The organism is Actinomadura barringtoniae, assembly GCF_017573505.1.
Classification (GTDB): Bacteria; Actinomycetota; Actinomycetes; order Streptosporangiales; family Streptosporangiaceae; genus Spirillospora; species Spirillospora barringtoniae.
This window is the reverse complement of sequence record NZ_JAGEOJ010000011.1, coordinates 247,238-272,890: the sequence shown is the minus strand read 5'-3', so window position 1 is coordinate 272,890 and position 25,653 is coordinate 247,238. Positions and strand designations below refer to the sequence as shown.

Here is a 25,653-nt window from a genome sequence, read left to right as displayed (position 1 = left end):
CGTTCAGCAACGTCGCGCGTCCGGCGGCAGCGGCGCCGACCCGACGCGCCATAGCCAGAGGGCGCCGTCGCGGCCTCCGCTGGCGAGGGTCTGGCCGTCGGGGCTGAACGCGATCGAGTAGACGTTGTGGGTGTGGCCGGTGAAGATCTCCGCGGGATGCTCGGCGCACAGCTGCCAGAGCCGGACTGTGGTGTCGCGGCCGCCGCTGGCCAGGAGGCGCCCGTCGGGGCTGAACTCCAGGGCGAGGACCTCGCCCGTGTGTCCCTTGGCGGTGGCGATCCGCCGCCAACGGTCGAGGCTGCAGAGCCGGATCGCGCGGTCGTCGCCGCCGCTGGCGGCGATGGTGCGGCCGTCCGGGCTGATGGCCATGCACCTGATGCCGCTGGTGTCCCCGGTGAGCGTCGCGGTGTTGTCCCCCGTACGGGTGTCCCAGAGCCGGATGGTGGGGTCGTCGCCGGCGCCGACGCTGGCCAGGGCCCTGCCGTCCCGGTTGAACGCCATGCAGGTGACCGCCTTGCTGTGGCCGCTGAACGTCTTGGTGTTGCGGCCGGTGCGGACATCCCACAGGCGGATGCGCGCGTCCAGGCCGCCGCAGGCCAGGGATCGCCCGTCGCGGCTGATCGCCACGCAGGTGATGCCGGTGGCGTCGCCGGTGAGCGTCGCGGTGTTCTCGCCGGTGTCGATGTTCCAGAGGCGGATGGTGCGGTCGTCACCGGCGCCGGCGCTGACCAGGGTCCTGCCGTCCGGGCAGAACGCCAGGAAGCTGATTCCCTTCGTGTGGCCGGTCAGCGTCATGACGTTCTGGCCGTTGCGGACGTCCCACAGGCGGACCTGCGCGTCGAAGCCGCCGCTCGCCAGGGTGTGCCCGTCTCTGCTGAACGCCACGCAGGTGACGCCGCTGGTGAGGACGGCGAACGGGGAGCGCGATTGTGCGCGGTGGCGAGGTTCGTACCGATCGTGCCGATGGGTGTTGGAGGAGCGGATCTGCTCGGCGACGGCGGCGGCCGTGGCGGGACGTTCGCCGGGGTCCTTGGCCATGAGTGCGGCGATCAGGCCGTTCAACCAGTCGGGGCAGTCGGAACGGACGGCCTGTGGGGGCGGCGGGCTCTCCTGAAGGTGCTGATACATGATCGCGGCCGCGTTCGTACCGGCGTCGAAGGGAGGAACGCCGGTGACCAGCGCGTACAGCACGCAGCCGAGCGCGTAGAGGTCCGTGCGGCTGTCGGTCGGGTCGCCTCTGATCTGCTCGGGTGCCATGTACAGCGGGGTGCCGCCGATGCAGGCGCCCGACTCGGTGATGCTGGTCGCGTCGGCGAGACAGGCCATCCCGAAATCGCAGACCTTGACCCTGCCGTCGTCCAGGAGGAACAGGTTGGCGGGCTTGATGTCACGGTGCACGATTCCCGCCGCGTGGGCCGCCGCCAGGGTGTCGCTGATCTGCGTGGCCAGCGTGACCACCTGGTCGATGGGCAGGCCGTGCGGGTGCTCGGCGAGCAGCTGGCACAGATCACGTCCTCGCAGGAGCTCCATCACCAGGAACACGCGCTGCCGGTAGTCGTCGATGTCGAAGGTCACCGTCACGCCGGGATGCTGGAGCCTTGCCGTGACCTGCGCTTCACGGCGGAACCGCGCGATGGCCACCGGATCGGCCAGGTGACGCTCGTGCAGGAACTTCACGGCGACGGATCGCCGGAGCCGGAGGTCGACGCCCTCCCAGATCTCCGCCGTACCCCCGTACCCGAGGCGCTTGACCAGTCGATAACGACCAGCAAGACGTAGGCCTGGTTCCATATTCTTCCTCAAATGAGAACGACGCCATGAAGCCATCCCGAGGCAATTTCGCAAACACCTCAGGCGGTGGTCTCATGAATTCGCCGACCAGCTCCCCTCAAATGGGGACCATGGCCGGGCGCCGCGATTCCTCAACCCCCATAGAATGACAATCAGGAGTCAACCCGATGCACAGCCATCATGCCCACGCGGACATGCAGCTGCAAGCACCTTGGCTCATGCAAATGCACGTGCATTTCAGTCGATCAAGGAATCCGCAGGTCATGCGATTTCAACCCCTCAAAGCCGGACGGTGCCAAAAGATTGCGGAAGCAACGACCACACGCTCCGTCTATAAAGGACCGACTATTACTTCAATATAGGGCCGTCCGCCTTAAGGATTACCCTAAGCTCGCGACCGGACACCGGCCCTCACTGGACAGAAGTTACTCCGTTAATTTGAGTCAGCGGGCCCATTCGACATGTGCCACGCACGGTCACATCACTGACCCCCTGCGGACACAAAGCCCCGCCTCGCGGTGCGAGGCGGGGGCCTTGATTGTTTCTGGCAGAGCGCGCGAGGTCTGGCGCCCGGGTTAGTGGTCTTCGGCCGGGTTAGTGGTCTTCGAGGGATAGGAGGAGGGCGGCGGACCAGCTGAAGTTGGTGGAGTTCAGCGGGGCGCCAGTGGCGGGGTTGTAGTTCTCCATGATGGGACCGTCCCCGAGGAGGCCGGACGCGGAGTTGCGCAGCCGGTCCGCGAACGTTCGGGCATCGGCTCGGTAGCCGTACGAGCGCAGGCCGACCAGGGAGAAGTAGGCCTGGTCGAGCCAGACCGGGCCGCGCCAGTACTCGGCCGGGTCGAAGTAGGGCGAGCTCTTGGCCACCGTCGGGAACGGCACCTTCGTCGCGAACTCCGCCGGGTCCACCAGCTTGCGGTGAACCGCAGCCCCCTGCGCGCGCGAGGCGACGCCCGCCCACAGCGGGATCGCTCCCTCGATGCCCCTCCCTCGCGCTGTCAGCGGCTGCCCCGAGTCGATGCCCGCGTCGTAGAAGAATCCGCCGGCCCGGTCGTACATGCGCGCCTGCACGAGGCCGGTCAGGTTGCGCGCCTGGCGCTCGTCGCGGTCGGCGGCGGCGCGGTCGCCCAGCCGCCGCGCGATGCGGGCCAGGTAATGCTTGTCGGCGACCAGATAGGAGTTGAGGTCGACCGACTCCTGGTTGAGGGAGTAGCCGAGCAGCTTGCCGCCGCGGTCGCGGTTCTCCAGCATCGCGGCGCCGAGCTTGGCGTCGAAGCGCGGCGCGTTGTCCATGCCGCTCTCCCACGCCGCCGCCAGCAACTGCTCGTCGCCGTTGTCGTTGGCCGGGTCGACGGTCGCGCCGTATTCGGCGAGCCCGTCGTGATCGTGGTCGCGATTGGTGTACCACCAGGCGTGATAGGCCGCCAGCTTCGGATACATCTCGCGGAGGAACCGCAGGTCGTGGCTGTGCTGGTAGGTCTCCCACACCGCCCATGCCGCCAGCGGAGGCTTGCTGTTGCGCTCGTTCCAGTTGCCGCCGCCGCGCGCCGGATCGTTGTAGAAGACGACGTCGGGGATCATCCCGGCGTCCTGCGGCCGCGACGGCGAGGCGGCCGTGATCTGGTAGTCGAACATCGACCTGATCTGTGCCTGGGCCAGCGACGGGTCGAACCGGCTCACGCCGACGGCCTGCTTCCAGGTGTCCCAGGCCCAGAAGCCGCCGGTGAACCACTTGTAGGAGATCGACGGGGTGATGCCGTCGTGCTTAAGCATGCCGGCGGCGCTGCGCCAGTTGGTGACCAGCGTTTCGACCGACTTCACCGCGAGCCTGCGGCGTTCGGCGGGCACGCCGTGCGTCGCGCGCGCCACGTATCCGCGCCAGCGGGCGTCCCCGGCCCTGACGGCGCGGTCCGGCGAACGCAGGAGGCCCGCGATCACCGGTGCCTCGGCGCGCCGCTCGGCCTCGGTGAAGGTGTAGGTCTCGGTCCAGGTCAGCGACGTACGGCCGTGCGCCGGAACGGTCACGGGTCGCGCGGTCGACGTCTCGTAGGCGTCGCCGTTGGTCGTCGTGCGCACGGGACCCGCGTGCGTGACCTCGAAACGTTCGGTGCCGTCGGTCAGGTAGTCCCACGTCTCGCGGACCTTGGCGAAGCCGACCGCGACGCCCTTGTCCGTGGCGTGAAGCGAGGGCGCGCTCTTCATCGGCTCGGTCTGCGGCCGGAGGAGTTCGCCGGTCCAGGCGACCTGGAGGGTCCGCGCCCTGCCCCTGGTGTCGTCGATGTACGCGCGCACCAGTGCGGTGCGGGAGCTGGCGAAGCGCAACTCCAGGGTGAGCCGGAGCCCGTTCAGGTCGTAGGTCTGGCGCAGCAGGCCGGGGAGCGCGGTCAGCACCGGCTTGCCCGCGGCGGCGAGGTCGATGACGCGGCCGTTCTCGCTGAGCCTGATCTTGCTGAACGCCTTGCTCAGCCACCACGGGTACTCCTGGGCGATGTAGAGCGGCCCGGAGAACCCTCCGTACGCGGCGGTGTCGCCCACCTTCGGCAGCGCGTACGCGTGCCAGGCCCCCTGGTCGGCGAAGACGTTGATCTCGCTGACCGTGGCGGGCTTGGCCGCGACTGGAACGCCGTGCAGGTCGAGCACGTCGGCGTAGGAGTCGCCACGGGCGGAGGCAGCCCCAGCCGCCTGCGCGGAGATCTGCGCGGATGCCTGCGCGGGCACGGTGAGCAGGGCGAGAACGGAGCCGAGCGCGAGCGCGGCTCCACCGGGTGCCTTCATCATGACCTTCTCTCGGGGAGGGATGTGCGGAGCACCGCCGCCCCGAGCGGGGCGAGCCGCAGCTCGCCGCGCACGGCGGCGCCGGTCAGCAGGTCGGTGCCGTCGAGATCGCGGACGACCTTGTCGACCGGTGCGTGGTTGAGGAGGAAGAGGTGGCGGCCGCGCCGGGTCACCTCGACGCCGGGCGGAACGGGGTGAACGGGCCGTACCCCGGCGGCGTCCACGGCGGCGCCGAGCGCCTCGGGCAGGTGGCAGCTCACGTACCAGGCCAGCCCAGCGCCGTGGGCGTTGCGGGTGACGGCCGGGCGCCCGCTGAGCTCACCCGAGGCGTACGAGGCGACCGCCTCGGCGGTCGTGGTGTCGAGCCATTCGCTCCACAGCGTGGCCACGCCCAGCGGGGCGACCTTCACGTCGTCGCCGTCGGGAATGGGCCAGAACTCGTCGACCACGATCCCGAGCACCTCGCGCAGCGGCGCGGGGTAGCCGCCCAGGTGGATGTGGTCGTTCTCGTCCACGATGCCGCTGAAGAAGCCGCAGACCAGATGGCCTCCGTTCCGCACGTACCGGGTGAGCGCGGTCGCCGCCTCGTTCCGGAGCAGGTAGAGGTTGGGGGCGAGCACCAGCCGGTACGGGCTCAGGTCGGCGCCCGGCGGAACGAAGTCGACCGCGATGCCGCGCCGCCACAGCACCGAGTACCAGGACGTCACGAGTTCCTTGAGGTCGAGCCGGAGCGACGGGTGATCGTCCTGCTCCAGCGCCCACCAGGAGTCCCAGTCCAGGACGATCGCGGTGTCGGCCGTGACGCGGCTGCCCGCGATCTCGGTGAGCCGCGCCAGCTCGCCGCCGAACCGCACGGTCTCCGCCCAGCCGCGCGAGGTCGTTCCGCCGTGCGGGAGCAGCGCGCTGTGGAACTTCTCCGCTCCGGCGCGGGACGCGCGCCACTGGAAGTACATGACGCCGTCGGCGCCGTGCGCGACCGTCTGCAGCGACCACAGCCGGTGCAGGCCCGGCCGTTTGGGAACGTTCACCGGCCGCCAGCTCACCGCCGAGGGGGCCTGTTCGAGCAGCAGCCATGGCCGCCCGCCCTTGAGCGACCGCATCAGGTCGTAGTTCATGGCGGCGGTGATGTGCGCCTCGGGATCGGCGGGGTCGGGGTAGGCGTCGTCGGACACCAGGTCCTCGTGCGAGGCCCACTCCCAGTAGTCCAGGGCCTTGAACATCGACATGAAGTTGGTGGTCACCGGAACGCCGGGCGACACCTCGTCCAGTACCGCCTTCTCGCCCAGATGGCATGCGAGCAGCGCGTCCGAGCAGAACCGGCGCCAGTCCAGCGTCTGTGTCGGGTTGACCGGGCCGGGAGCGGTACGAGGCGGCTCGATCTCGTCCCACGCCCCGTACCGCTGCGACCAGAACTCGGTCCCCCACGCGGCGTTAAGTGCGTCGAGCCCGTCGTACCGTGCCCGCAGCCAGCGCCGGAAGTCGGCCGCCGAGACGTCGCAGAAGCACTCTGTGACATGGTCGCCGTACTCATTGTGCACGTGCCACAGCGCCAGCGCCGGATGGTCGTGATACCGCTCGGCGATCGCCCGCGCGAGCCGTACGGCCGCCGCCCGGTAGACGGGCGAGGACGGGCAGTAGTGCTGCCGCGACCCGAACTCCAGCCGTACCCCGTCGGCCGTGACCGGCAGGATCTCGGGGTGGGCGCGCACCAGCCAGGCGGGCGGCGAGGCCGTCGCGGTCGCCAGGTCGACGCCGATCCCGTGGGCGTGCAGCAGGTCCAGCAGCCGGTCGAGCCACACGAAGTCCCACTCGTCCGGGCCGGGCTGCAGCCGGGCCCACGAGAACACCCCGACCGTGACCAGGTTGACCCCGGCCTCGCGCATGAGCTCCGCGTCCTCGGCCCAGACGGGCTCGGGCCACTGCTCGGGGTTGTAGTCGCCGCCGTACAGCAGCCCCGGAATACGTGTCAGCCCCTCGGTCATCCCTGTCATCCCTTCACCGCCCCGCCCAGGAGGCCCGCGATGAACTGCCGTTGGAACGCGAAGAAGACGATCATGATGGGCAGGGTGGCGAGGAACGAGCCGAGCATCAGGCCGGAGTAGTCGACCTTGGTCAGCCCGATCATCGTGTTGAGCGCGATGGGCACGGTGTACTTGTCCTCGGTGTTGAGCATGAGCAGCGGCCAGATGAAGCTGTTCCACTGGCTCATGAACGTGAAGATGACCAGCGCGCCGAGCTGGGGGCGCACGCCGGGCAGCACGATCCGGTAGAAGAGCCGCAGGTCGCCGGCTCCGTCCAGGCGGGCAGACTCGATCAGCTCGTCGGGGAAGCCCAGGAACGCCTGCCGCATCAGGAAGATGCCGAACGCGTTCGCCAGGAAGGGCAGGATCACCGCCTGGTAGGTGTCGGTCCAGCCCAGGTTCGCCATCATCTGGAACAGCGGGACCAGCAGCACCTGCATCGGGATCATCATCGTCGCGAGGATCACGCCGAGCAGGACGCCGCGGCCACGGAAGCGGTACTTGGCCAGGCCGTAGCCGCACATCGCCGAGATCAGCGAGCTCAGCACCGTGTAGACGACCGCGATGCCCAGGCTGTTGGCCATCACGCGGGTGAAGCCGTGCTCGTCCTCCAGCCGGGACAGGTTGGCGAGCACCTTGCCGCCCGGCAGGAACGGAGGCGGCGAGGTGAAGAGCTCGGAGGTGTCGTGGGTCGCCGCCACGGCCATCCAGTAGAACGGCACCAGGCTGATCACGACGCCGATCGCCAGCAACGCGTAGGCCCCGGCGCGGCCGAGAATGCGTGGGCTCATCGCGTACGGTCCCTTCCCAGCAGCCGGAACTGCACCAGCGAGACCAGGCCGATGAGCAGCACGACCACCCAGGCGATCGCGGCGGCGTAGCCGAAGTCCAGCTGGTCGAAGCCGATCTTGTAGAGGTACAGGACCGGGGTCATGGTGGCGTTGTCGGGCCCGCCGCGGGTCAGCACGTAGTTCTCGTCGAACAGCTGAAGCGTGCCGATGGTCGAGGTGATCGTGCAGAACAGGATCACGGGCTTCAGCTGCGGGACGATGACGCGGGTGAACGTGGTGACCGGGCCCGCGCCGTCGATCGCGGCGGCCTCGTGCTGGTCCTTGCCGATCCCCTGCAGGCCTGCGAGCAGGATCACCGCGTTGTAGCCGGTCCATCGCCAGGTGATCGACAGGATCAGGGAGATCCGCGCCCAGGTCGCGTCGTTCAGCCAGTCGACCGGCCCGAGCCCGAACGCACCGATGAACTGGTTCGCCAGGCCGCCGTCGGCCTTGAGCAGCACCCGGAAGACCACCGAGTAGGCGACGAGGGTCGTGACGGCGGGCAGGAAGTAGACCAGCCGCCACGTTCCCCGGAACCGCAGCCAGGATGCGTTCAGCACCCCGGCCAGCACCAGCGCCAGCCCGATCATGATGGGCACCTGGATCAGGAGCAGCAGCCCGGTGTTGACCAGCGACTGGAGAAGGACCGGGTCGTGCACCATCCGCCGGTACTGGGCGAGCCCGACCCAGACCGTGACTCCGTCGCGGTCGGCGGTGAAGCTCTGCCACAGGCTCGCACCGAGCGGGTAGGCGAAGAAGGCGACGAAGAGCACGGTCGCGGGTCCGGCGAACACCCAGGGGGCGAGTCGCGGGACGCGCCGTCTCCGGGGCGGGCGGGCGTGGGCGGCACCGGTGGTCGCGTCGCCGGCCGCTTCACCGGTCGCGATCGCGGGCTCGCGAGTCTTCACCACCATGACCTACGAGGCGATCTCGCGGCTGGTCGCGGAGGCCAGCTGCTCGGCCGTCGAGTCGAGCGTCTTCTTCGGGTCCTTGCCGCGCAGCAGCACGCCCGCGTTGGCCGCCCAGACCAGCTCGTTGGCCTTCGCGCCGTCCTTGGTGTACTCGATCGGCGGGATGGACTTCACCAGGTCGGCGAACGTCTTGTTGACGGGCTGCCCGCCGAAGTAGTCGCTGGGCTGGGACACGTACGGGTCCTGAAGGGCGGGCAGGTACGCCGGGAACAGGCCCTCCTCCTTCAGCATCGACACCTGGTTGCCCGGGTCGGCGAGCATGAACTGCACGAACGCCCACGCCGTCTGCGCGTTCGAGGTCTGCGACGTCACGGTCAGCACCGAGCCGCCGTTGTTGGAGGTACGGACTCCACCGGCGTCGAACGCGGGCAGCGGCACGACGCCGAACTTGCCCTTGAGCTCCTTCATCTCGGTGGTCAGGGTCCCCGACCACCAGGCGGCGTACGGCGCGCTGACGGACTTGCCCGTCTTCTGCGAGGTGACGTAGCCGTCCCAGCCCCTGGCGAAGTCGATCAGGCCCTTGTCGCGGAGCGTCTTGAGCAGCTGCATGGCGCGCAGGGCCTTGGCGCTGCTGACCGCGACCTTGCCGCCCTGGAAGTAGCCCTGGCCCTGCTGCTGGAGGAGAAGCAGGAAGGTGTTGTCCTCGGCGTTGTCGAGGGTGAGCAGCTTCTTGCCGGTCTTGGCCTTGATCTGCTCACCCGCCTTGACGTAGTCGTCCCAGGTCGCGAGCGAGTTCGGGTCGACGCCCGCGCTCTGGAAGTGGTCGCGGCGGTAGTACAGCGCGCAGGGCCCGGTGTCCCAGGGCAGCGCGAGGACGCGGCCCTTGTCGTCGGACGCGGTGCGCCAGGCGGCCGGGTCGTACTTGCCGTTGTACTGCGCGGCGAGCGCGGACAGGTCGTAGAAGCCGGACGGGAAGTTGCCGAGGAAGCTCTGGAACCGCGGTCCCTCGACGGTGGTGATGTCGGGCAGGCCCTTGCCCGACTTCAGGCCGACGGTGATCTTGTCGTAGGCGTTGTCGTACCCGATGTCCACGACGTTGATCTTGACTCCGGGGTGGCGCCGTTCGAACTCGGGGGCCAGCCGCTTCAGCGCGGTGGCGGCCACGTCCCACGACCAGACCGTGAGGTTCCCCTTGATCGCGGCCGAGGAGGCGCCGGCGAGCTTGGGCCCGTTCTTCTTGGTTCCCGACCCACCCGCGGCGCAGCCGCTCGCGCCCAGGACCGCCGTCGCGGCACTCGCGGCCCCGGCGACCAGTACCGACCGCCGTGTCCATTGTGTCCGTTTGGTCTGCACCCTTGCCTCCCGACACAACTCTGTTGAATGCTGTATACAGCACACCGAACACGGTGCATCCGTCAAGAGTTCAGCGCGGAAGCGTTGCGGAGCGATTGCGGCGCCCCTCCGTCAGAAGGCAATCAGGAAGCGGGGAGCATGACCGGCGCACGAGAACCGTTCGTCCATCCGTACATCCCGAACGCGGTCCCAGCCATCAAGCAAGCGATGCTCACCGAGGTCGGTGCCGCGAGCATCGAGGAGTTCTACGCGGACGTGCCGGAGAGCATCAGGTTGCGCCGGCCGCTCGACCTGCCCGCCCCGATGCGCTCGGAGGCGGCGCTCGCCCGGCATGTCGGCGGGCTGCTGCGCCGCAACGTCAGCACGCGCGACAACCTGAGCTTCCTCGGGTCGGGCGTGTACCAGCACCACGTGCCCGCCGTCGTCGACGAGGTCGTCAACCGCAGCGAGTTCCTGACCGCATACGCGGGCGAGCCGTACGAGGACCACGGCCGCTTCCAGGCGCTGTGGGAGTACCAGTCGCTGATGGGCGAGCTGCTGGAGATGGACGTCGTCACCGTGCCGGTGTACGACGGCTACCAGGCGTCGGGCACCGGCCTGCGCATGGCGGGGCGGATCACCGGCGCCCGGCGACTGCTGATCGTCACGGCCATCGATCCCGGCAAGCTCTCGAAGATCCACGACTACGTCGCCCCCGTTCACGACGTGGTCGTCGTCCCCGTGGCGCCCGACACGGGCCTGGCCGACCTGGACGCCGTACGGAGCGAGCTCGCCGCGGGCGACGTGGCCGCCGTCTACGCCGAGTCGCCGTCCGCCACCGGGATCATCGACCCGGCATTGCTCTCGCTGGGCCGCGCCGCCCACGAGGCCGGCGCCCTCTACGTCGTCGGCTGCAACCCGATGTCGCTCGGAGTCGTCGCGCCCCCGGCTGCGTACGGCGCCGACATCGCGTGCGGCGACGTCCAGCCGCTCGGCCTGCACATGAGCTACGGCGGCCTGAACGCCGGGTTCATCGCCACCCGCGACGAGGAGCGGTTCGTCGCCGAGTTCCCCTCGCGGCTGTTCGGCGTGGTGCCGACCGAGGTCGAGGGCGAGTACGGCTTCGGCGACGTGGCCTACGAGCGCACCTCGTTCGCGCTCCGCGAGGAGGGCAAGGAGTGGGTCGGCACCGCCGCCGCGCTGAACGGCATCACCGCCGGGGTCTACCTCGCGGTCATGGGCCCGCAGGGGATGCGCGAGATCGGCGAGACGATCATGGCGAACACGCGGTACGCGATGGAACGGCTCGCCGCGGTCCCCGGCATCGAGGTCCCGTACGCGGCCGCCGCGCACTTCGCCGACTTCACCGTGCGCTTCACCGGGGCGGCGAGCACCGAGGAGATCAACGACGCGCTGCTCGAGCGCGAGATCTTCGGCGGCGCCGCGCTCTCCGACACCGACGCCCTCTACTGCGTGACCGAGGTGCACAGCAAGGACGACATCGACCACCTGGCCGCGACCCTCAAGGAGCTCGTGAAGTGAGGACCGCCCCCGTCTCCGTCTCCCCCGCCGACGCCAAGATCGGCGCGAAGCCGCCGCTGCGCCGCTTCCATCAGGCCAGCTGGGACGAGCCGCTGCTGTTCGAGCTGTCCAGCCCGGGCGAGCGCGGCGTGCAGGTGCCCGCCCCCGAGGTCCCGTTCGACGACGCGCTGCCCGCGGGCCTGCGCCGGCAGGACCCGCCCGGCCTTCCCGAGCTCTCGCAGTTGCACGTGCTCCGCCACTATCTGCGCCTGTCGCAGGAGAACCTGGGCGTCGACCTCAACATCGACGTCGGCCAGGGCACCTGCACGATGAAGTACAGCCCCAAGATCAACGACCAGTTCGTCCGCGACCCCGGGGTGGCCGAGCTGCACCCGCTGCAGGACGAGCGGACCGTGCAGGGCGTGCTGGAGATCGTCTACCGGCTGGAACGGATGCTCGCCGAGATCTCCGGCATGGACCACGTCACCCTGCAGCCGGGCGCCGGCTCCGCGGCGATCTACACCAACGTCGCGATGATCAGGGCGTACTTCGCGGCCTGCGGCGAGCTGGAGCAGCGGGACGAGATCATCACCACGATCTTCTCCCATCCCTCCAACGCCGCCTGCGCCAAGACCGCCGGGTTCAAGGTCATCACCCTCTACCCGGACGCCGACGGCTACCCCGACCTGGAGGCGCTCAAGGCCGCCGTCGGGCCGCGCACCGCCGCGCTCCTCATCACCAACCCCGAGGACACCGGGATCTTCAACCCGCGGATCGAGGAGTTCGTCCGGGTCGTGCACGAGGCCGGCGGGCTCGCCTGCTACGACCAGGCCAACGCCAACGGCATCCTCGGCATCACCCGGGCCCGCGACGCCGGGTTCGACCTGTGCCACTTCAACCTGCACAAGACCTTCTCGACGCCGCACGCCTGCGGCGGCCCGGCGGCCGGGGCGTGCGGGGTGACCGACGCGCTCGCGCCGTACCTGCCGCGCCCGACCGTCGAGTTCGACGGCGCCTCGTACTGGCTGAACGACGACCGGCCCGCGTCGGTGGGCAAGATCCGGCCGTTCTACGGCGTGATCCCGAACCTGGTCCGCGCGTACGCCTGGATCATGTCGCTCGGCGCCGAGGGCCTGCGCGAGGTGGCCGAGATCGCGGTGCTCAACAACAACTACCTGATGAAGAAGGTCCTGGAGATCCGCGGCGTCTCCGCCCCGTACGCCGAGGGCAGGCGCCGCATCGAGCAGGTGCGCTACAGCTGGGCCGAGCTCACCGAGGACACCGGCGTGCACAGCGACGACATCGGCGTGCGGGCCGCCGACTTCGGCACGCACTACTGGACGAGCCACCACCCGTTCGTGGTGCCCGAGCCGATGACGCTGGAGCCGACCGAGTCCTACTCCAAGGCCGACCTGGACGAGTACGCCGCGATCCTCGCCGAGGTCGCGCGCGAGGCGTACGAGGACGCCGACGTGGTGCGGACGGCCCCGCACAACTCGACGGTCCACCGCGTGCGGCCGGACACGCTGGACTCCTCCGAGACCTGGGCGGTCACCTGGCGCGCCTACCGCCGGAAGATCCTCGGCGAATGAGACTCGGGCTCGTGGTGAACCCGGTCGCCGGGCTCGGCGGCCGGGTCGGCCTCAAGGGAAGCGACGGCGAGGCCGTTCAGGCGCGCGCTCTGGCGCTGGGCGCGCGCCCCCGGGCGTCGGAACGGGCCGCCCTGGCGCTGACCGAACTGCGTTCCCGGCTTCCCGGGGACATCCCGCCGATCCTGACCGCCGGTGGGCCCATGGGCGCGGACGCCGTCCGGGCCGCCGGCCTGGTGCCCGAGGTCGTCTACAAACCGCAGAGCCGGACGACGCCCGACGACACGGCCGCCGCGGCGAAGGCGCTGGCTCCGCTCGTTGACCTGCTGGTGTTCGCGGGCGGTGACGGCACGGCGCGCGACCTGCTCGACGCCGTGGGGACGTCGGTTCCCGTGCTCGGCGTCCCGACCGGCGTGAAGATGCACTCGGCGGTCTTCGGCGTGAGCCCGCGCCTGGCCGCCGAGGCGGTGGCCGTCATGGCGGCCCGCCGTGCGCGCCTCATCGACGCCGAGGTCATGGACCTGGACGAGGAAGCCGTACGGGAGGGCCGCGTGACGGCCCGGCTGTACGGTCATCTGCGGGTGCCGGACGTGCCCGTACGGATCCAGCAGCGCAAGACCGGCAGCTCCGCGCCGAACCCCGCCGCCATCGGCGGCATCGCCGCCGAGGTCGCGTCCCGGCTGCCGGCGGGCGACCTGCTCGTCCTCGGCCCCGGCGGTACCACCCGGGCCGTCGCCGCCGCGCTCGGCGCGGCCGTCCCCGTCATGGGCGTCAACGCCCTTCGCGCGAGTACGGGCGTGACCACAGGGCTGTCGGCGGTCGCCACGGATCTGTCGGCCGACGGGCTCGCCGAGCTCGTCCGTTCCGCGCCGTCCTGGATCGCGGTGACGCCGATCGGGGGCCAGGGCTTCCTGCTCGGCCGGGGCAACCAGCAGATCTCCCCCGACGTGCTGCGGGCGGCCGGCCCGGACCGGCTGCTCGTCGTGGCCACCGAGGCCAAGCTCGCCGCGCTGGGCGGACGGCCGCTGCTGGTCGACACCGGCGACGACGCCCTCGACCGGGAGCTGGCCGGGCACCGGCCGGTGATCACCGGCCGGGGGCGGTCCACCATGTACCCCATCCACTGACAGGAGGATCATCAATGATCGATCTGACCGGAAAGAGCGCCGTCGTCACCGGCGCCGGGTCGGGCATCGGCCGGGCCACCGCCGGGGTGCTCGCCGAGCTCGGCGCGGCGGTCGTGCTCGCCGACATCGACGAGACGAGCGGCACCGAGGCCGCCAAGGAGATCACCGGCGCGGGCGGCGAGGCGGCGTTCGTCCGCTGCGACGTCTCCAAGGCCGCCGACTGCGACCGGGTGATCGACGCCGCCCGCCAGGCCCACGGCGGGGTCGACGTCCTGTTCAACAACGCGGGCATCATCAGGCGTTCGACGGTCTGCGAGATCACCGAGGACGACTGGGATCTGGTGATGGCGGTCAACATCAAGTCGATCATGTTGATGAGCGCGCGGGCCGTTCCGCTGATGGCGGCGGCCGGGGGCGGCAGCATCGTCAACACCGGGTCCGGATGGGGCATCAAGGGCGGTGCGCAGGCCGTATCGTACTGTGCGTCCAAGGGCGCGGTGGTCAACATGACCCGGGCGATGGCCATCGATCACGGCCCGCAGAACATCCGGGTCAACTGCGTCTGTCCGGGAGACACGGCCACCGGGATGCTCGCGGACGAGGCACGCCAGCTCGGAGAATCGGTGAACGCGTTCTACGAAGACGCGGCCGACCGGCCGCTCGGCCGGATCGGTCAGCCTCGCGACATCGCGAGCACCGTGGCGTTCCTGGCGAGCGACGCGGCCGCCTTCGTGAGCGGCGCCGTCATCGCGGTGGACGGCGCGGGGACGGCATGACCCCGAACGCGAACCGAACCGCCAGCGACGAGAAGGAAGACCATGCCGATCGAGCACCGTCCACTGCGTGAACAGATCAAGGACGAGCTGCTCCTGCGGCTGAGCCGGGGAGAGTTCACCGCGGACGAGCCGCTCAACGAGAGCCAGCTGTCCACCGAGCTGGGCGTGAGCCGCACTCCCCTGCGCGAGGCCCTGATCGCCCTCGAACGCGAGGGCATCATCCGCAGCGAGCGCGGCAAGGGCTTCCGCTTCGCGCCCTTGAGCAGCAAGGAGTTCCGCGACCTCACCACGATCGTCAGCGAGATGGAGTCGCTCGCCCTGCGCCTGTCCGGCGCCGACTTCCTGAAGTCGATCGCCCCGCATCTGCTCGACGAGGCGCGGGCGTTCTCCGACCCGCAGGCTCCCCTGAACGTGATCGAACGCTACGACGACGCGTGGCACGACCTGATGCTCTCGGGCTGCCCGAACGAGCGGCTCCTGGACCTCATCGCCTCGCTGAAGCTCACCATGCACCGCTACGAGCGCGTCGTGGTGGGCGATCAGGAGGTACTGGAGCGTTCGGCCGAGGAGCACGAGCAGATCGCCGAACGTCTCCTGAACGGTGACGTCGACGGCGCCGTCACCGCGCTGAAGCGGAACTGGACCAGCGGAATGGACCGCATCCTCGAACGCTTCGCTCCCACCGAGGCGCGCCCGCCGGGCCTCGAAGCCGGCTGATCGCCTGACCGCCGCCTCACAGAACGTCGTCGGCGAGCCCGTCGATGATGCGGACGATCTGCTGAGGGTCCTTGAGGTCCGCGCTGTGATCGCGCTTGTGCATCACGACCCGTTCACCGTTCGGCAGAACGTTCGCGATCGCGTCGAGCCGCTCGGCGAGGTGGGCGGGGCTGCGGTCACCGCCGAGCAGCACGGTCGGAACGGGGATCTGGGCGTAGGCGTCGAGGCGTACGCCCAGCTCGTCCAGCGCATGCAGATCGTCGAGCTGGCTCGGCACCAGCCTCCGGTAGCGCGGGGCGGCGCCGATGAGGACGCCGGCCGGCGTGGCCTGCCACGCGGGCATTCCGACGACCTCGCGCATGAAGATCGCCAGCGCCTTGCCGGGGCGGCCCGAGGCCTCGGCGGCGCGGGCACGGCCCAGGGCGGCACCTCCCAGCGGCGGGCCGATCACCGCGGCGGGCTCGAAGATCACCGCGCCCGCGAACGCATCCGGCGAGGCCGCCAGGGCCTCGAGAGCGACCACGCCGCCGGACGAGTGGCCGTAGAGGATCACCGGCTCGCCGGCGGTGCGCACGAGGGACAGCACGTCCGCGGCCTCCTGCGCGATCGAACAGGACGCTCCCCCGGCCTTGAGGTCGAGGCGGTACTGGCGGCGCTGGAGACGCAGAACGCGGAAACGGCGGGTCAGGAGCGAGGCGAGCTTCTTCGTCCGCGATCCGTCGTCCATGCCGGGGCCGACGATCACGACGGGCGGGCCCTCCCCCTCGTCGTACGCCCGGACATCGGTTCCGTCCGCCGAGACCGTGGTGAGCATCGAGACCTCCCGCGCCTGGCCGCCGCCTTAGCACTGCTAAGGAGAGTTTAGCAGTGCTAAGGTGGCACCGATGTCGACCGCGAAGAGACCCGGCCTGACCAGGCAATCGATAGTCCAGGCAGCCCTGCGGCTCCTCGACGAGGTGGGTCTCGACGGCCTTACGGTGCGCAGGCTCGCGGCCGAGCTCGGCGTCCGGTCACCGGCGCTCTACTGGCACATCCGCACCAAGCAGGAACTGCTCGACGAGATGGCCGAGGCGATGATCCTGGCCGCCGGGATGGGACCGCCCCGCGAGGACGAGTCCTGGCAGGACTGGCTCGCCCGGCGCGCCCGCGCCTACCGCCGGACGCTGCTCGCCCACCGCGACGGCGCCCGCATCGTCGCCGGCGCCGCCCAGCTGAGCGCCGCGACGATCAACCAGTTCGACGAGGAGCTGACCGCGCTGGTCGCCCGTGGCTTCACGCCGGTGCTGGCGCTGCGCACGATCACGACGATCTCGCTGTACGTCAACGGGTTCGTTCTCCAGGAGCAGACCCGCGCCCATGAGGAGAGCCCGCCGGAGCCGGACCGTTCCGCCGGTCTGGCTCAGCTGCTGAACGCCGGCCCGGCCTCCACCCTGCTCGCGGCCCTGCGCGACGGCGGCGGCGACCCGAGCGAGAGCGCCTTCGAACACGGCCTCGGCGTACTGATCGACGGAACGGCCGCCGCGATCAGCGAGTGAGCAGGGGCCGGCGCCGGTCAGTGTGCCCGATTCGCGGTCACAGCCGCGTCACAGCTTTCCGCACCGTGCTGTGACTCCTCGGTCGCTAGAAAGTTAAGCGGCGAAGAGGCCATCACGTGAGGAGAGCATGTTGGCGGTCGACGGGGAATGGAAGCGGCGTTCGGTCCTGCGGGGCGCGGCCGTGGTGGCGGGCGCGGCGGCGACGGCGCCGCTGCTGGGCAAGGCCGCAGCGCGAGCCGACGACGCTGACGCGGACGCGCTGTTCAAGGCGGGGAAGTTCGAGGAGGCCGGCCGCGCGTACGAGGAGATCCTGAAGAAGGACCCCACGAACCTGCGCGCGGCTCGTCAGCGCGGCCATGTCGGGCTGCTGGGCAACAAGTTCCCCGACGCCGAGAAGTACCTCACGATGGCCCTCCGGCTGGCGCCCGACGACAAGCAGACGAACTCGCTGCTGGGCGACTGCTACATCCGGCAGGACAAGTTCGCGCTCTCCGTGCCGTGCTGGCGGGCGGCGGGCGAGGAGGGATACGCCCAATGGTTCGCGGCGGTCCGCGGCGAGGCGTATCAGATCCACGGCGACATCGGCCGCGTGGCATGGAAGCAGACGGACCCGTTCCCGCTGGTCGAGGCCTCGCTGAACGGCGGACCTGCGAAGAGCCTCTCGTTCTACACCGGCGCCCCGAGTCTGGGCCTCACCGCGTCGGCGGCCAAGGAAGCCGGGCTGAAGCCCGTCTACCAGGAAGAGACCGAGTTCGAAGGCACCAAGATCTGGGTGTACTACGGGGTTCTGGACTCGTTCAAGCTGGGCGGCATCGAGCTGCGCAACCTCCCCGTGGGCTGGTCGGCGACGGAGTCGGGCGCGGATGTCAGCAGTGACAGCGACGGCCTGATCGGCACGTGGGTCTTCTACCACCTGCTGACCACGTTCGACTACGCGGGCCGGTCGCTGATCCTGCGCCGCCCGACCCCCGGAACGATCGGCAAGGTGCGCGCCGACGCCGCGCGGGCGGGCACCAAGGCCCTGCCGCTGTGGATGTCGCGTGACCACGACGTCAGCAGCATCGGCAGCATCGCCGGCTCCGGCGAACGGGTGATGGGCGTGAACTTCGGCGGAACCAGCGGCGAGGCCGCCCTGGGCATGCCCGGGGAGGTGTCCAAGCAGCTGGGGATCCGCACCGACGACGAACGCCCGATCGAGACGTTCGCCCACAGCCACCCGACCACCACCTACCCCTGCTACCCGAAGCAGATCCGCCTGGGCACCGCCGTCGCCGAGAACGTCTACTGCGAGACGGACCCGGAAATGCCGGTCAACGTGCCGTGGCCCTACGGGCCCGGGTACGACGCGATCGGCCACTTCTCCCACTGCTTCTTCAAGCCGTACAACATCACGCTCGACTTCACCGGCATGAACCTCTACCTCGCCCACGGCAAGGCCGGCTGAAAGCCGTGCCGCCCGTCCATGTACGCCGACCCCTACCAAGACCCGAGGACGCAGCAGTGACCGGCAGTGAACCAGGACAGACGACGGCGCATATGGACGCGGAGATCGAACAGGACGACACGAGCCGTCCGACCCCCGCCTCGTCTGCCTGGCGTACGCGCATCCGCGAGGCGCTCGGCGCCCTCTCCGGGCCCGAGCCCTGGAAGCGCGGCCCGATCCTCACGGCGCTGGCGGTCGCGCTGGGCCTGTTCATGATGCTGCACGCGCAGATCCCGAACTGGCTCGGGAACGTGGGCAGTCTGGTGGAGACCATCCTGCCGTGGTTCGGGGTGTTCGTTCCGCTGCTGCTGGCCGCGGCGGTGTGGCGCCGTTCCGCCTCCGCGGTGGCCGCGCTGCTGCTGCCGGTCGTGGTGTGGCTGGGCCTGTTCGCCGGGCAGCTCACCGACAAGTCCCACGCGGGCGGCGACCTCACCCTGGTCAGCCACAACGTCGGCGCCGACAACCCCGACCCGGCCAAGACCGCTCGCGACCTGATCGCCTCCGGCGCGAACGTGCTGGCGCTGGAAGAGCTGACCCCGCAGGCCGTCCCCACGTACGAGAAGGAGCTGGCGAAGGCCTACCCGTACCACTCGGTGCAGGGCACGGTCGGGCTGTGGAGCAAGCTGCCGCTGTCGGACGCCAAGGCGTTCGACATCAAGATGGACTACGGCCCGCTGGCCGCGACCAAGCCGTTCGACCTCAAGATGGAGGACAACCGGGCGCTGCGCGCCGTCGCGGCCACGCCCCACGGGCCGCTGGTGGTGTACGTGGCCCACCTGGCCTCCGTCCGATGGAATCCCCGGGGAGGCTTCGTGACGGCCCAGCGGGACAGAGGCGTGGACGCGCTCGGCAGGGCCGTCGCCGCCGAACAGAATCAGCATGTGGTGCTGCTCGGTGACTTGAACGGCACCACGAACGACCGGGCGTTCAACAGCCTCACCTCGCAGCTGCGCTCGACCCAGGACGCGGCGGGGGACGGCTTCGGTTTCACCTGGCCGAAGGCGTTCCCGATGGTGCGGATCGACCAGATCCTGGTCAAGGGCGTGAAGCCGAAGAGCTCGTGGGTGCTGCCCGGAACCGGCAGCGACCACCGTCCCGTCGCCGCCGGAATCGCCTGGTGACCGCGTCACGTCTTGATCGCTGAGGCGGGCAAAACCCTGACCATCGCGCAGCCTGGCCTTAGGATCGGGCCAATCCCGCCTACTCCCCGGAGGCTCTGGGTTGCGCATGGTACGGGCATTCGAATGGTTCCTCCGGTACGTCGACGTCATCGTCGCCCTGCTCCTGGCGATGGCCGTCGTCGGCCTCGACGTCATCGGCGTCGCCTCGGACAAGGTCGTGCAGAACGCCACGGTCGCGACCCTCGCCGTCGTCGCGATCGTGCTGCTGCGCGACCGCCAGCGCAGCGACGAGTCGGTGGACGAGACCCACCGGCGCCTCGACCGCATCGAACGCGGCGCGCTCGTCCGCGAGGTCAGCGGCGCCGAGTGCACCCGGGCGCTCACCGAGGCCCGCCGCCAGACCGCCCGCTGGTACTTCAAGGGCGCGACCGGCACCTACGTCCGCGCGGTCACGCTCCCCGAGTGCGTCGCGTCGGCCCGCCCGTTCCGCCGCCCCCTCAGGTTCCACCTGGAGATCCTCGACCCCCGCGACGAGGATCTGTGCGACCGCTACGTCCGCTTCCACAAGGCGCTGCCCGCGGGCGACGGGTCCGAGGACTCCTGGTCGGTGAAGGCCACCCGCCAGGAGCTGTACGCGACCATCCTGGCCGCCTGCTGGTACGGCCAGCGCTACGAGTTCCTCGACATCGACGTGTGCCTGTCCACGACGTATTCGCTGCTGCGCTACGAGGAATCCGACACCTGCCTGATCATCACCCAGCGCGGCCCGAACTTCCCGGCCACCATCATCGAGCGCGGCAGCTCCACCTACGACTGCCTGGTCTCCGAGCTGTACGCCAGCCGCAAGCAGGCCCGCGTCCTGGCGCTGCACAAGTCCAAGGACACACCCCTCGGCGAAGAGCCCACCCCCGACGAGATCCGTGCCCTCTTCCGAGTCCTCGACCTCGCTCTCCCCGACGACTACAGCGAGAAGGACGTGAAAGAAGTCCGCGCTCTCGCCCTCAGCCAAACAAACCCCTACGGCTGAGGAACGCCGAGTGCGGTCCGGCTCAGTTGCGGGCGCCTGAACTTCTCAGGTCTTGGAGGAGGTCGGCCTGGCCTGAGAGGACTCCGGTGAGGATTCTTCGGGCCACGGCCAGGAGCTCGGCCACGTCTGGGCTGGTGAGTGAGTAGTAGGCGGTGGCGCCTTCTTTGCGGGCCACGACCAGGTTGGCTCGGCGGAGGACGGCCAGCTGCTGGGACAGGTGGGCCGGCTCGATTCCGACCTCTGGGAGCATCTCCGCGACCGAGTGCTCGCGGATGCTGAGGAGTTCCAGCACCCTGATCCGGGCCGGGTGGCCGAGCGTCTTGAAGAACTCCGCCTTCAGTTTATACAGCGGCGTACTCACCTCGACCGCCCTTCATTCTGGACTTCAAGCCCGAACCGGGCATCCATCACACAATAGCAGCGCCAAAAGTGCGCGCGGTGGAGATTGATGACGCGGGAATCTCAGATACCGAATACTACTCGGAATTTTAATGGCGGGGTGGACGATTCTTTCGCAAGGTGACACATCATGAAATATGCAAGAGTAAGGTGACGCCATCGGACGAGCCCCTCCCCCGCAAGGAGGAACACATGGCTGGTATTGACCTGTCACTCAAAGAGATGATGGCGATCGACGGCGCCCTCGGGGCGGCCGTCGTCGACTACAGCAGCGGCATGGCGCTGGGGACGCTCGGCGGCTCCAAGGAGCTAGACCTGGCCGTCGCCAGCGCAGGGAACACCGAGGTGGTGCGCGGCAAGATGCGCACCATCGAGCAGCTCAACCTCAAGGAAGGGATCGATGACATCCTCATCACCCTCACCCGGCAGTACCACATCATCATGCCGCTGACCGGGCGGAAGGGCGGAGGGCTGTTCCTGTATCTGGCCCTGGACCGGGAGCGGGCGAACCTCGCTCTAGCCAGGCACCGGCTCAAGGCCGTCGAGGAAGCGATCGCCGTTTAATGATCGGCTTTTCTCACTGATCGCCGCCCGCACCGAATGGCGCGGGTGGCGATCGCCGCGTCAGGCGCATGGCGTCGCGACTGGGCGGAGTGCCGTAATGGCCACGTTATTCGCGGCTGAATTCTGCGGGCGGATTCTTTCTGGAATTGAACTGGACTGAGGCTGCAGTCGTCAGGGCAGAAGGCTGTCGAGTTCGGCGTCGAGCCTCCAGGACGGTCGTCATGATCTCGTTCGAGATGGCTGTGATGTGAGCTCGGTGATCAGCTCGTCGCGGCCGGCGTAATAGCGGTAGAGCGCGGGACCGCTCATGCCCAGCCGCTTGGCGATCGCGTTCAGCGAGAGCGCCGAGGCGCTCGGCATGGGCCTCGAGGCCTGGCTGCGCGACTTGAGGACCGCCGCCGAGCGCTAGGCCCGTTCGAGCCGGGCGACCGCAGGTGCCGGCCCCGGTGCGGCACCGATGCGGTCGCCCAGCCGTGCGGCGGCCGAACGGTAGGACGGGTCTTCGATGACGGTGCGGACGGCGGCGGCGATCTCCGCCGGGCTCGCGTTCTCGCCGTCGAGGGCGATGCCGGCTCCCAGCTCGGCCGCGCGCTGGGCCAGGGCCGGCTGGTCGGCCGCCGGGTTGGGAAGCGCGACCACGGGGACCCCGTGTGCCAGGGCGGCGGCGAGCGTTCCGTGGCCTGCGTGGGTGACGACCGCGGAGGCCTGCGGGAGTACCTCGGTATGGGGCAGCCAGGGTAGGACGACCGCGTCGCCGTGGCTGGGGGCCGCGGTTTCGCCGGTGGTGATCAGGACGCGGTGATGCCCGTCGGCGAGGGCGTCGAGGGTGCGCTGGATGCGTGAGCGCTGGTCCCACGCGACACCCGTGGAGAAGCTGCCGATGATGAGCGGGCGCGGGTCGTCCTGCGGCCACGGCGCTTCCCAGCCGGACGGCGGGCGCTGCTCGAACAGCGGGCCGATGTAGGTGAACGACTCCGGCACCTGGTCGGCCAGCGGGTCCAGCTCACGGATGCTCGTGCAGAGCGTAGTGAACGGGGTCCAGGCGTCCCAGAGGTGATCGATGGGAGGCTGCGCCGCCTGCTCACGCAGCGCGTTCACCGCGGGGAGAAGCATCTGCTCCAGAGGTTGGCCCGGAGGCGCCAACGCTCCGGGGGCGCTGTGAACCAGAACCGTTGCCGGAGTGGACGACGCTTGCAGGTACGCAAGTGCACCGAACATCAGGCAATCGGCGACGACGCGGTCGTAGGAGCCCTCCTTGAGCAGCTCCGGCACGTCGGTCAGGTGGGCTTCGCAGGCCCAGACCGCGCCTACCAACGCGGGCAGCCAGCCCTCCGGGGGCGGTTCGGTCGGGTAGCCGGCGTCGGCCTTTGGCAGCGTACGGAAATCGAAGCCCGCGAAGCGGTCGCGCTGGCTCGCGTAGCCCGCGACGGTGACGTCGTGCCCGCGACCGGCGAGCGTCTGTGCCAGGCCCAGCATCGGAACCTGGTTCCCCGCACCATCCCAGGTGAGCAGCAGCCAGCGCATGGTCAACCTCCGTTGAGCAGGGACTGAATCATCAACGTCATGGCCGCCTCGGCATCGGCTCGCGAACGGCCCATGTCGCGGCGGAGGAGCTTCCAGGTGTAGACGTCACAGGCGCAGACCAGCGCGTCCAGGAGCATCGTCCGGCGTTCGTCCGGAACGTCTGCCATGAGCGGGCCCAGCTGTCGTTCGACGTGCTCCCGGTGGCGGGTCTGGCCGATCCGCACGATCGGGGCCACGACCGGATCGGACTCGTCGGCGAGGTTGCGCACCACCGCGTCGCCGAACTTCTCGTAGTGATCGAACCACGCGGCGACGGACGCGGGGACGTCGCCCGGCTCGGCCTGTTTCAGCTCGGTGCCGATGCCCTCCAGCACCTGCGCCAGGGCCAGGTCCACGAGCTGAGCGCGGGTCCCATACGCCCGCAGAACGGTCGGGACGCTCACGCCCGCCTCGGCCGCCACGTCCTCCAGCCGGATGTCGGAACGCATCCGGCGCTTCAGCAGCGTCACCGCCGCGGCGAGGACGCGCTGCCGGGTCGCCTCCGCCGACCGGGCGCGCGCGCTCATCGTGTAGGCCCTTTTCATGACAACGGACACTAACACGAAATTATGAGATGGCGATGATGATCTGCCGTGGCTACCATCGGACCCATGAACGGCACGGCCATCACTGTTCGCCCGAGCGCCTCGTGCGCCGGGCTCGTGGTCGTGCCTGCTCCTGGCCGTCGATGAGCGGACGTCGCGCCCGTGCGCGACCCGCGGATCCTTTCGACGGCACTCACAGGAGCCTTGCCATGTGCATTGTTGAAATACGTCCGGGCGAAGGCGGAGCCGACGCGCTCACGTTCGCCACCGATCTGGCCGAGACCGTCACCGCCTGGGCCGCTCGACACGAGTGGTCGGTGCAGCGAGCGACCGCCGAGGCCCGCACGACCATCCTGGTGCTGGGCGGCGTGCCCGTCTCGCAGGTCGGCTGGCTGGCCGGGACGCACCGGCTGCAACACGAGCCGCGCAACGACCGTCGCGGCCGGCGCCACACCTCCACCGCCACGCTCGCCGTCCTGCCCGAGGGGCCGGCGGTGACCGCGCCGGAGATCCGGAACGATGACCTGGTCATCGAGACCATGCGAGGGCGCGGCCGGGGCGGGCAGCGCAAGAACAAGGTCGAGACGGCGGTGCGGTTGCGGCACATGCCGACCGGCATCGTCATCACGCGCACCACGGGCCGTTCACAGGCCGCCAACCTGGCGTCCGCGCAGGCGGAACTGGAGCAGCGCCTTCAGGAACGCGCCGAACGTGCGTCGCGGCACGCGACCGACGCGACGCGGCGCAGGCAGGTGCGGGCGGAACGTTCGGCCAAGGCGTTCACCCACAACAGCCAGCGCCACGAGGTCGTCGACCACGAGACCGGGCGGCGCTGGACGCAGCGGGCCTGGCGCCAGGGGCGGCTCGGCTAAGCGCCGGGCTCACACCCGGCTAAGCACCGAAACGGGTCAGGACGCGCTCGGCCTCGTTCATCATGTCCCGGACGATGTCGCCCGCCGGACGGATGTCGTGGATGAGGCCGACGCCCTGGCCCATCAGCCAGGGCACCTCCTCCCAGTCGGCCTGCGTCGCGGGTACGGGCGGGAACACGGCGAACTTGCGGAGCGGCGTCTCGGTCCCCTGGAAGACCGTGGTGCCGATCAGCTCCAGGTCGTCGCGGTCGGCCGGCACCTCGTCCAGGCGGTCGTTCCACTCGGCCACGACGCGGTCGCGCTGCACGCGCATCGGGTTGAAGTCCGGCCACTCGGGACCGAAGACGCCGGAACGGACCGTGTCCTCGCCGACCGAGGCGATCAGCCGGTTGTGGTGTTCGGGATGCACGTTGGCCTCGGCGGACGCGACCATCCGCGTTCCGACCCACACGCCGTCGGCGCCCAGGCACAGCGCGGCGGCGACCTGGCGGCCGTCGGTGATGCCGCCCGCGGCGAGGACCGGCACGCGGTCGCCGACGGCGTCCACGACCGCGGGGACGCCGACCATCGTCGGCAGGCCGCCGTAGTTGTGGCCGCCCGCCTCCCAGCCCTGGGCGACGACGACCTCCACGCCGTCGTCGGCGGCGAGCCTGGCGGCGCCCGCCGAGGCGACCTGCTCCCAGACCGAGACCCCGGCCTCGCGCAGGTACTTGATCTGGTCGGTCGGCGGGTGGCCCCAGTGGAAGGAGACGATCGGCACGCGCTCCTCGACGCAGAGGCTGACGTACTCGGCGTTGTCGAAGTAGGTGATGAGGTTGACGTTGAACGGCGCGTCCCCGACGGCCTGCTTGATCGCGCGGATGATGCGCCGGACCTCGTCGGGCGGCAGGAGCGCGACGCCCACCGCCCCGACGCCGCCCGCGCGGGTGACCGCCACCGCCAGCTCCGGCGTGCCGCCCGCGAACGCCATCCCGGCGCAGGCGAACGGGTACTGGACGTTGAACCTCTCGGTGAACCGGGTGGACAGCACGCTCATGATCTCTCCCCTGGGCGAGGGCGAACCCCGACGACGGGCCGAGGATGGGCCGAGGATGGGCCGACAACGGGCCGGCGATGGGCCCGGTCTGAGGTTCCGGCCGGTCGGGGGCGTTTGCAAG

General features: G+C 70.0%; 23 protein-coding genes. 11 read left to right on the top strand and 12 right to left on the bottom strand.

The window, feature by feature from the left end; genetic code table 11:
• Positions 1-3 precede the first annotated feature (3 nt).
• The 6 genes from J4573_RS27335 to J4573_RS27310 all read right to left on the bottom strand — a co-directional run bounded on the left by J4573_RS27335 (position 4) and on the right by J4573_RS27310 (position 9,678).
• Entirely contained in the window at positions 4-1,791 is a 1,788-nt protein-coding gene (locus J4573_RS27335) for a WD40 repeat domain-containing serine/threonine protein kinase (RefSeq protein ID WP_208258719.1), read from the bottom strand.
• A gap of 594 nt (positions 1,792-2,385) precedes the next feature.
• The gene (locus J4573_RS27330; RefSeq protein WP_208258718.1) at positions 2,386-4,566 is read right to left on the bottom strand and encodes an MGH1-like glycoside hydrolase domain-containing protein; all 2,181 of its coding nucleotides are present in this window, start codon (positions 4,564-4,566) and stop codon (positions 2,386-2,388) included.
• Positions 4,563-6,545, bottom strand: coding sequence for a beta-galactosidase (locus J4573_RS27325; RefSeq protein WP_208258717.1), 1,983 nt, complete (start codon positions 6,543-6,545; stop codon positions 4,563-4,565). The genes J4573_RS27330 and J4573_RS27325 overlap by 4 nt, the downstream gene beginning before the upstream one ends.
• Positions 6,546-6,550: 5 nt before the next feature.
• On the bottom strand, positions 6,551-7,375 hold the full coding sequence (locus tag J4573_RS27320; RefSeq protein ID WP_208258716.1) for a carbohydrate ABC transporter permease: 825 nt from the start codon (positions 7,373-7,375) through the stop codon (positions 6,551-6,553).
• Positions 7,372-8,328, bottom strand: a complete 957-nt coding sequence (locus tag J4573_RS27315; RefSeq protein ID WP_208258715.1) for a carbohydrate ABC transporter permease — start codon at positions 8,326-8,328, stop codon at positions 7,372-7,374. Before J4573_RS27315 ends, J4573_RS27320 begins: the two co-directional genes overlap by 4 nt.
• 3 nt (positions 8,329-8,331) lie before the next feature.
• On the bottom strand, positions 8,332-9,678 hold the full coding sequence (locus J4573_RS27310) for an ABC transporter substrate-binding protein (protein ID WP_208258714.1): 1,347 nt from the start codon (positions 9,676-9,678) through the stop codon (positions 8,332-8,334).
• A gap of 138 nt (positions 9,679-9,816) precedes the next feature.
• Here J4573_RS27310 and gcvPA point away from each other — a divergent pair, with 138 nt between their 5' ends.
• The 5 genes from gcvPA to J4573_RS27285 are packed head-to-tail and all read left to right on the top strand — an operon-like array spanning position 9,817 to position 15,387.
• A complete protein-coding gene (gene gcvPA, locus J4573_RS27305) occupies positions 9,817-11,199 on the top strand; it encodes an aminomethyl-transferring glycine dehydrogenase subunit GcvPA (RefSeq protein WP_208258713.1) in 1,383 nt (460 codons plus the stop codon).
• Positions 11,196-12,770: an aminomethyl-transferring glycine dehydrogenase subunit GcvPB gene (gcvPB, locus tag J4573_RS27300; protein ID WP_307796923.1), complete on the top strand. Its 1,575-nt coding sequence runs from the start codon at positions 11,196-11,198 to the stop codon at positions 12,768-12,770. Before gcvPA ends, gcvPB begins: the two co-directional genes overlap by 4 nt.
• Positions 12,767-13,894: an ATP-NAD kinase family protein gene (locus tag J4573_RS27295; protein ID WP_208258712.1), complete on the top strand. Its 1,128-nt coding sequence runs from the start codon at positions 12,767-12,769 to the stop codon at positions 13,892-13,894. Before gcvPB ends, J4573_RS27295 begins: the two co-directional genes overlap by 4 nt.
• A gap of 14 nt (positions 13,895-13,908) precedes the next feature.
• On the top strand, positions 13,909-14,670 hold the full coding sequence (locus J4573_RS27290; protein WP_208258711.1) for an SDR family NAD(P)-dependent oxidoreductase: 762 nt from the start codon (positions 13,909-13,911) through the stop codon (positions 14,668-14,670).
• Between the two features lie 42 nt (positions 14,671-14,712).
• Positions 14,713-15,387, top strand: coding sequence for a GntR family transcriptional regulator (locus J4573_RS27285; RefSeq protein ID WP_208258710.1), 675 nt, complete (start codon positions 14,713-14,715; stop codon positions 15,385-15,387).
• Positions 15,388-15,403: 16 nt separating this feature from the next.
• On the opposite strand, the gene J4573_RS27280 is transcribed toward J4573_RS27285, so the two are convergent.
• A complete protein-coding gene (locus J4573_RS27280; RefSeq protein WP_208258709.1) occupies positions 15,404-16,201 on the bottom strand; it encodes an alpha/beta fold hydrolase in 798 nt (265 codons plus the stop codon).
• Positions 16,202-16,271: 70 nt separating this feature from the next.
• Between J4573_RS27280 and J4573_RS27275 the strand changes: the two genes are divergently transcribed.
• The 4 genes from J4573_RS27275 (at position 16,272) to J4573_RS27260 (ending at position 20,553) form a co-directional block, all read left to right on the top strand.
• On the top strand, positions 16,272-16,922 hold the full coding sequence (locus J4573_RS27275; RefSeq protein WP_208258708.1) for a TetR/AcrR family transcriptional regulator C-terminal domain-containing protein: 651 nt from the start codon (positions 16,272-16,274) through the stop codon (positions 16,920-16,922).
• Between the two features lie 127 nt (positions 16,923-17,049).
• Positions 17,050-18,366, top strand: coding sequence for a tetratricopeptide repeat protein (locus J4573_RS27270; protein ID WP_208258707.1), 1,317 nt, complete (start codon positions 17,050-17,052; stop codon positions 18,364-18,366).
• A 92-nt stretch (positions 18,367-18,458) separates the two neighbouring features.
• Positions 18,459-19,526, top strand: coding sequence for an endonuclease/exonuclease/phosphatase family protein (locus J4573_RS27265; protein WP_208258706.1), 1,068 nt, complete (start codon positions 18,459-18,461; stop codon positions 19,524-19,526).
• Positions 19,527-19,632: 106 nt separating this feature from the next.
• The gene (locus tag J4573_RS27260) at positions 19,633-20,553 is read left to right on the top strand and encodes a hypothetical protein (protein ID WP_208258705.1); all 921 of its coding nucleotides are present in this window, start codon (positions 19,633-19,635) and stop codon (positions 20,551-20,553) included.
• A gap of 22 nt (positions 20,554-20,575) precedes the next feature.
• Here the strand turns inward: J4573_RS27260 and J4573_RS27255 are convergent, their stop codons facing one another.
• Complete coding sequence (locus J4573_RS27255; RefSeq protein ID WP_208258704.1) at positions 20,576-20,914, bottom strand: ArsR/SmtB family transcription factor; 339 nt, start codon at positions 20,912-20,914, stop codon at positions 20,576-20,578.
• Positions 20,915-21,144: 230 nt separating this feature from the next.
• Here J4573_RS27255 and J4573_RS27250 point away from each other — a divergent pair, with 230 nt between their 5' ends.
• On the top strand, positions 21,145-21,516 hold the full coding sequence (locus J4573_RS27250; RefSeq protein WP_208258703.1) for a hypothetical protein: 372 nt from the start codon (positions 21,145-21,147) through the stop codon (positions 21,514-21,516).
• 219 nt (positions 21,517-21,735) lie between these two features.
• On the opposite strand, the gene J4573_RS56210 is transcribed toward J4573_RS27250, so the two are convergent.
• The 3 genes from J4573_RS56210 to J4573_RS27235 all read right to left on the bottom strand — a co-directional run bounded on the left by J4573_RS56210 (position 21,736) and on the right by J4573_RS27235 (position 23,624).
• On the bottom strand, positions 21,736-21,825 hold the full coding sequence (locus J4573_RS56210; RefSeq protein WP_307796921.1) for a hypothetical protein: 90 nt from the start codon (positions 21,823-21,825) through the stop codon (positions 21,736-21,738).
• A 96-nt stretch (positions 21,826-21,921) separates the two neighbouring features.
• A complete protein-coding gene (locus tag J4573_RS27240) occupies positions 21,922-23,040 on the bottom strand; it encodes a glycosyltransferase (RefSeq protein ID WP_208258701.1) in 1,119 nt (372 codons plus the stop codon).
• A 2-nt stretch (positions 23,041-23,042) separates the two neighbouring features.
• Positions 23,043-23,624, bottom strand: a complete 582-nt coding sequence (locus J4573_RS27235; RefSeq protein ID WP_208258700.1) for a TetR/AcrR family transcriptional regulator — start codon at positions 23,622-23,624, stop codon at positions 23,043-23,045.
• 209 nt (positions 23,625-23,833) lie between these two features.
• On the opposite strand from J4573_RS27235, the gene J4573_RS27230 reads away from it, so the two are divergent.
• Complete coding sequence (locus J4573_RS27230; RefSeq protein WP_208258699.1) at positions 23,834-24,496, top strand: peptide chain release factor-like protein; 663 nt, start codon at positions 23,834-23,836, stop codon at positions 24,494-24,496.
• A 19-nt stretch (positions 24,497-24,515) separates the two neighbouring features.
• On the opposite strand, the gene J4573_RS27225 is transcribed toward J4573_RS27230, so the two are convergent.
• Positions 24,516-25,532, bottom strand: coding sequence for an NAD(P)H-dependent flavin oxidoreductase (locus J4573_RS27225; protein ID WP_208258698.1), 1,017 nt, complete (start codon positions 25,530-25,532; stop codon positions 24,516-24,518).
• Positions 25,533-25,653 lie beyond the last annotated feature (121 nt).

Coding starts and splice junctions, on each gene's coding strand:
- gcvPA (WP_208258713.1), top strand. CDS start 9,817: ATGACCGGCGCACGAGAACCGTTCGTCCATCCGTACATCCCGAACGCG.
- J4573_RS27235 (WP_208258700.1), bottom strand. CDS start 23,624: ATGAAAAGGGCCTACACGATGAGCGCGCGCGCCCGGTCGGCGGAGGCG.
- J4573_RS27225 (WP_208258698.1), bottom strand. CDS start 25,532: ATGAGCGTGCTGTCCACCCGGTTCACCGAGAGGTTCAACGTCCAGTAC.
- J4573_RS27320 (WP_208258716.1), bottom strand. CDS start 7,375: ATGAGCCCACGCATTCTCGGCCGCGCCGGGGCCTACGCGTTGCTGGCG.
- J4573_RS27330 (WP_208258718.1), bottom strand. CDS start 4,566: ATGATGAAGGCACCCGGTGGAGCCGCGCTCGCGCTCGGCTCCGTTCTC.
- J4573_RS56210 (WP_307796921.1), bottom strand. CDS start 21,825: ATGAGCGGTCCCGCGCTCTACCGCTATTACGCCGGCCGCGACGAGCTG.
- J4573_RS27315 (WP_208258715.1), bottom strand. CDS start 8,328: ATGGTGGTGAAGACTCGCGAGCCCGCGATCGCGACCGGTGAAGCGGCC.
- J4573_RS27285 (WP_208258710.1), top strand. CDS start 14,713: ATGCCGATCGAGCACCGTCCACTGCGTGAACAGATCAAGGACGAGCTG.
- J4573_RS27260 (WP_208258705.1), top strand. CDS start 19,633: ATGGTACGGGCATTCGAATGGTTCCTCCGGTACGTCGACGTCATCGTC.
- J4573_RS27250 (WP_208258703.1), top strand. CDS start 21,145: ATGGCTGGTATTGACCTGTCACTCAAAGAGATGATGGCGATCGACGGC.
- J4573_RS27335 (WP_208258719.1), bottom strand. CDS start 1,791: ATGGAACCAGGCCTACGTCTTGCTGGTCGTTATCGACTGGTCAAGCGC.
- J4573_RS27230 (WP_208258699.1), top strand. CDS start 23,834: ATGTGCATTGTTGAAATACGTCCGGGCGAAGGCGGAGCCGACGCGCTC.
- J4573_RS27265 (WP_208258706.1), top strand. CDS start 18,459: ATGGACGCGGAGATCGAACAGGACGACACGAGCCGTCCGACCCCCGCC.
- J4573_RS27325 (WP_208258717.1), bottom strand. CDS start 6,545: ATGACCGAGGGGCTGACACGTATTCCGGGGCTGCTGTACGGCGGCGAC.
- J4573_RS27290 (WP_208258711.1), top strand. CDS start 13,909: ATGATCGATCTGACCGGAAAGAGCGCCGTCGTCACCGGCGCCGGGTCG.
- J4573_RS27280 (WP_208258709.1), bottom strand. CDS start 16,201: ATGCTCACCACGGTCTCGGCGGACGGAACCGATGTCCGGGCGTACGAC.
- J4573_RS27275 (WP_208258708.1), top strand. CDS start 16,272: ATGTCGACCGCGAAGAGACCCGGCCTGACCAGGCAATCGATAGTCCAG.
- J4573_RS27270 (WP_208258707.1), top strand. CDS start 17,050: ATGTTGGCGGTCGACGGGGAATGGAAGCGGCGTTCGGTCCTGCGGGGC.
- J4573_RS27240 (WP_208258701.1), bottom strand. CDS start 23,040: ATGCGCTGGCTGCTGCTCACCTGGGATGGTGCGGGGAACCAGGTTCCG.
- J4573_RS27295 (WP_208258712.1), top strand. CDS start 12,767: ATGAGACTCGGGCTCGTGGTGAACCCGGTCGCCGGGCTCGGCGGCCGG.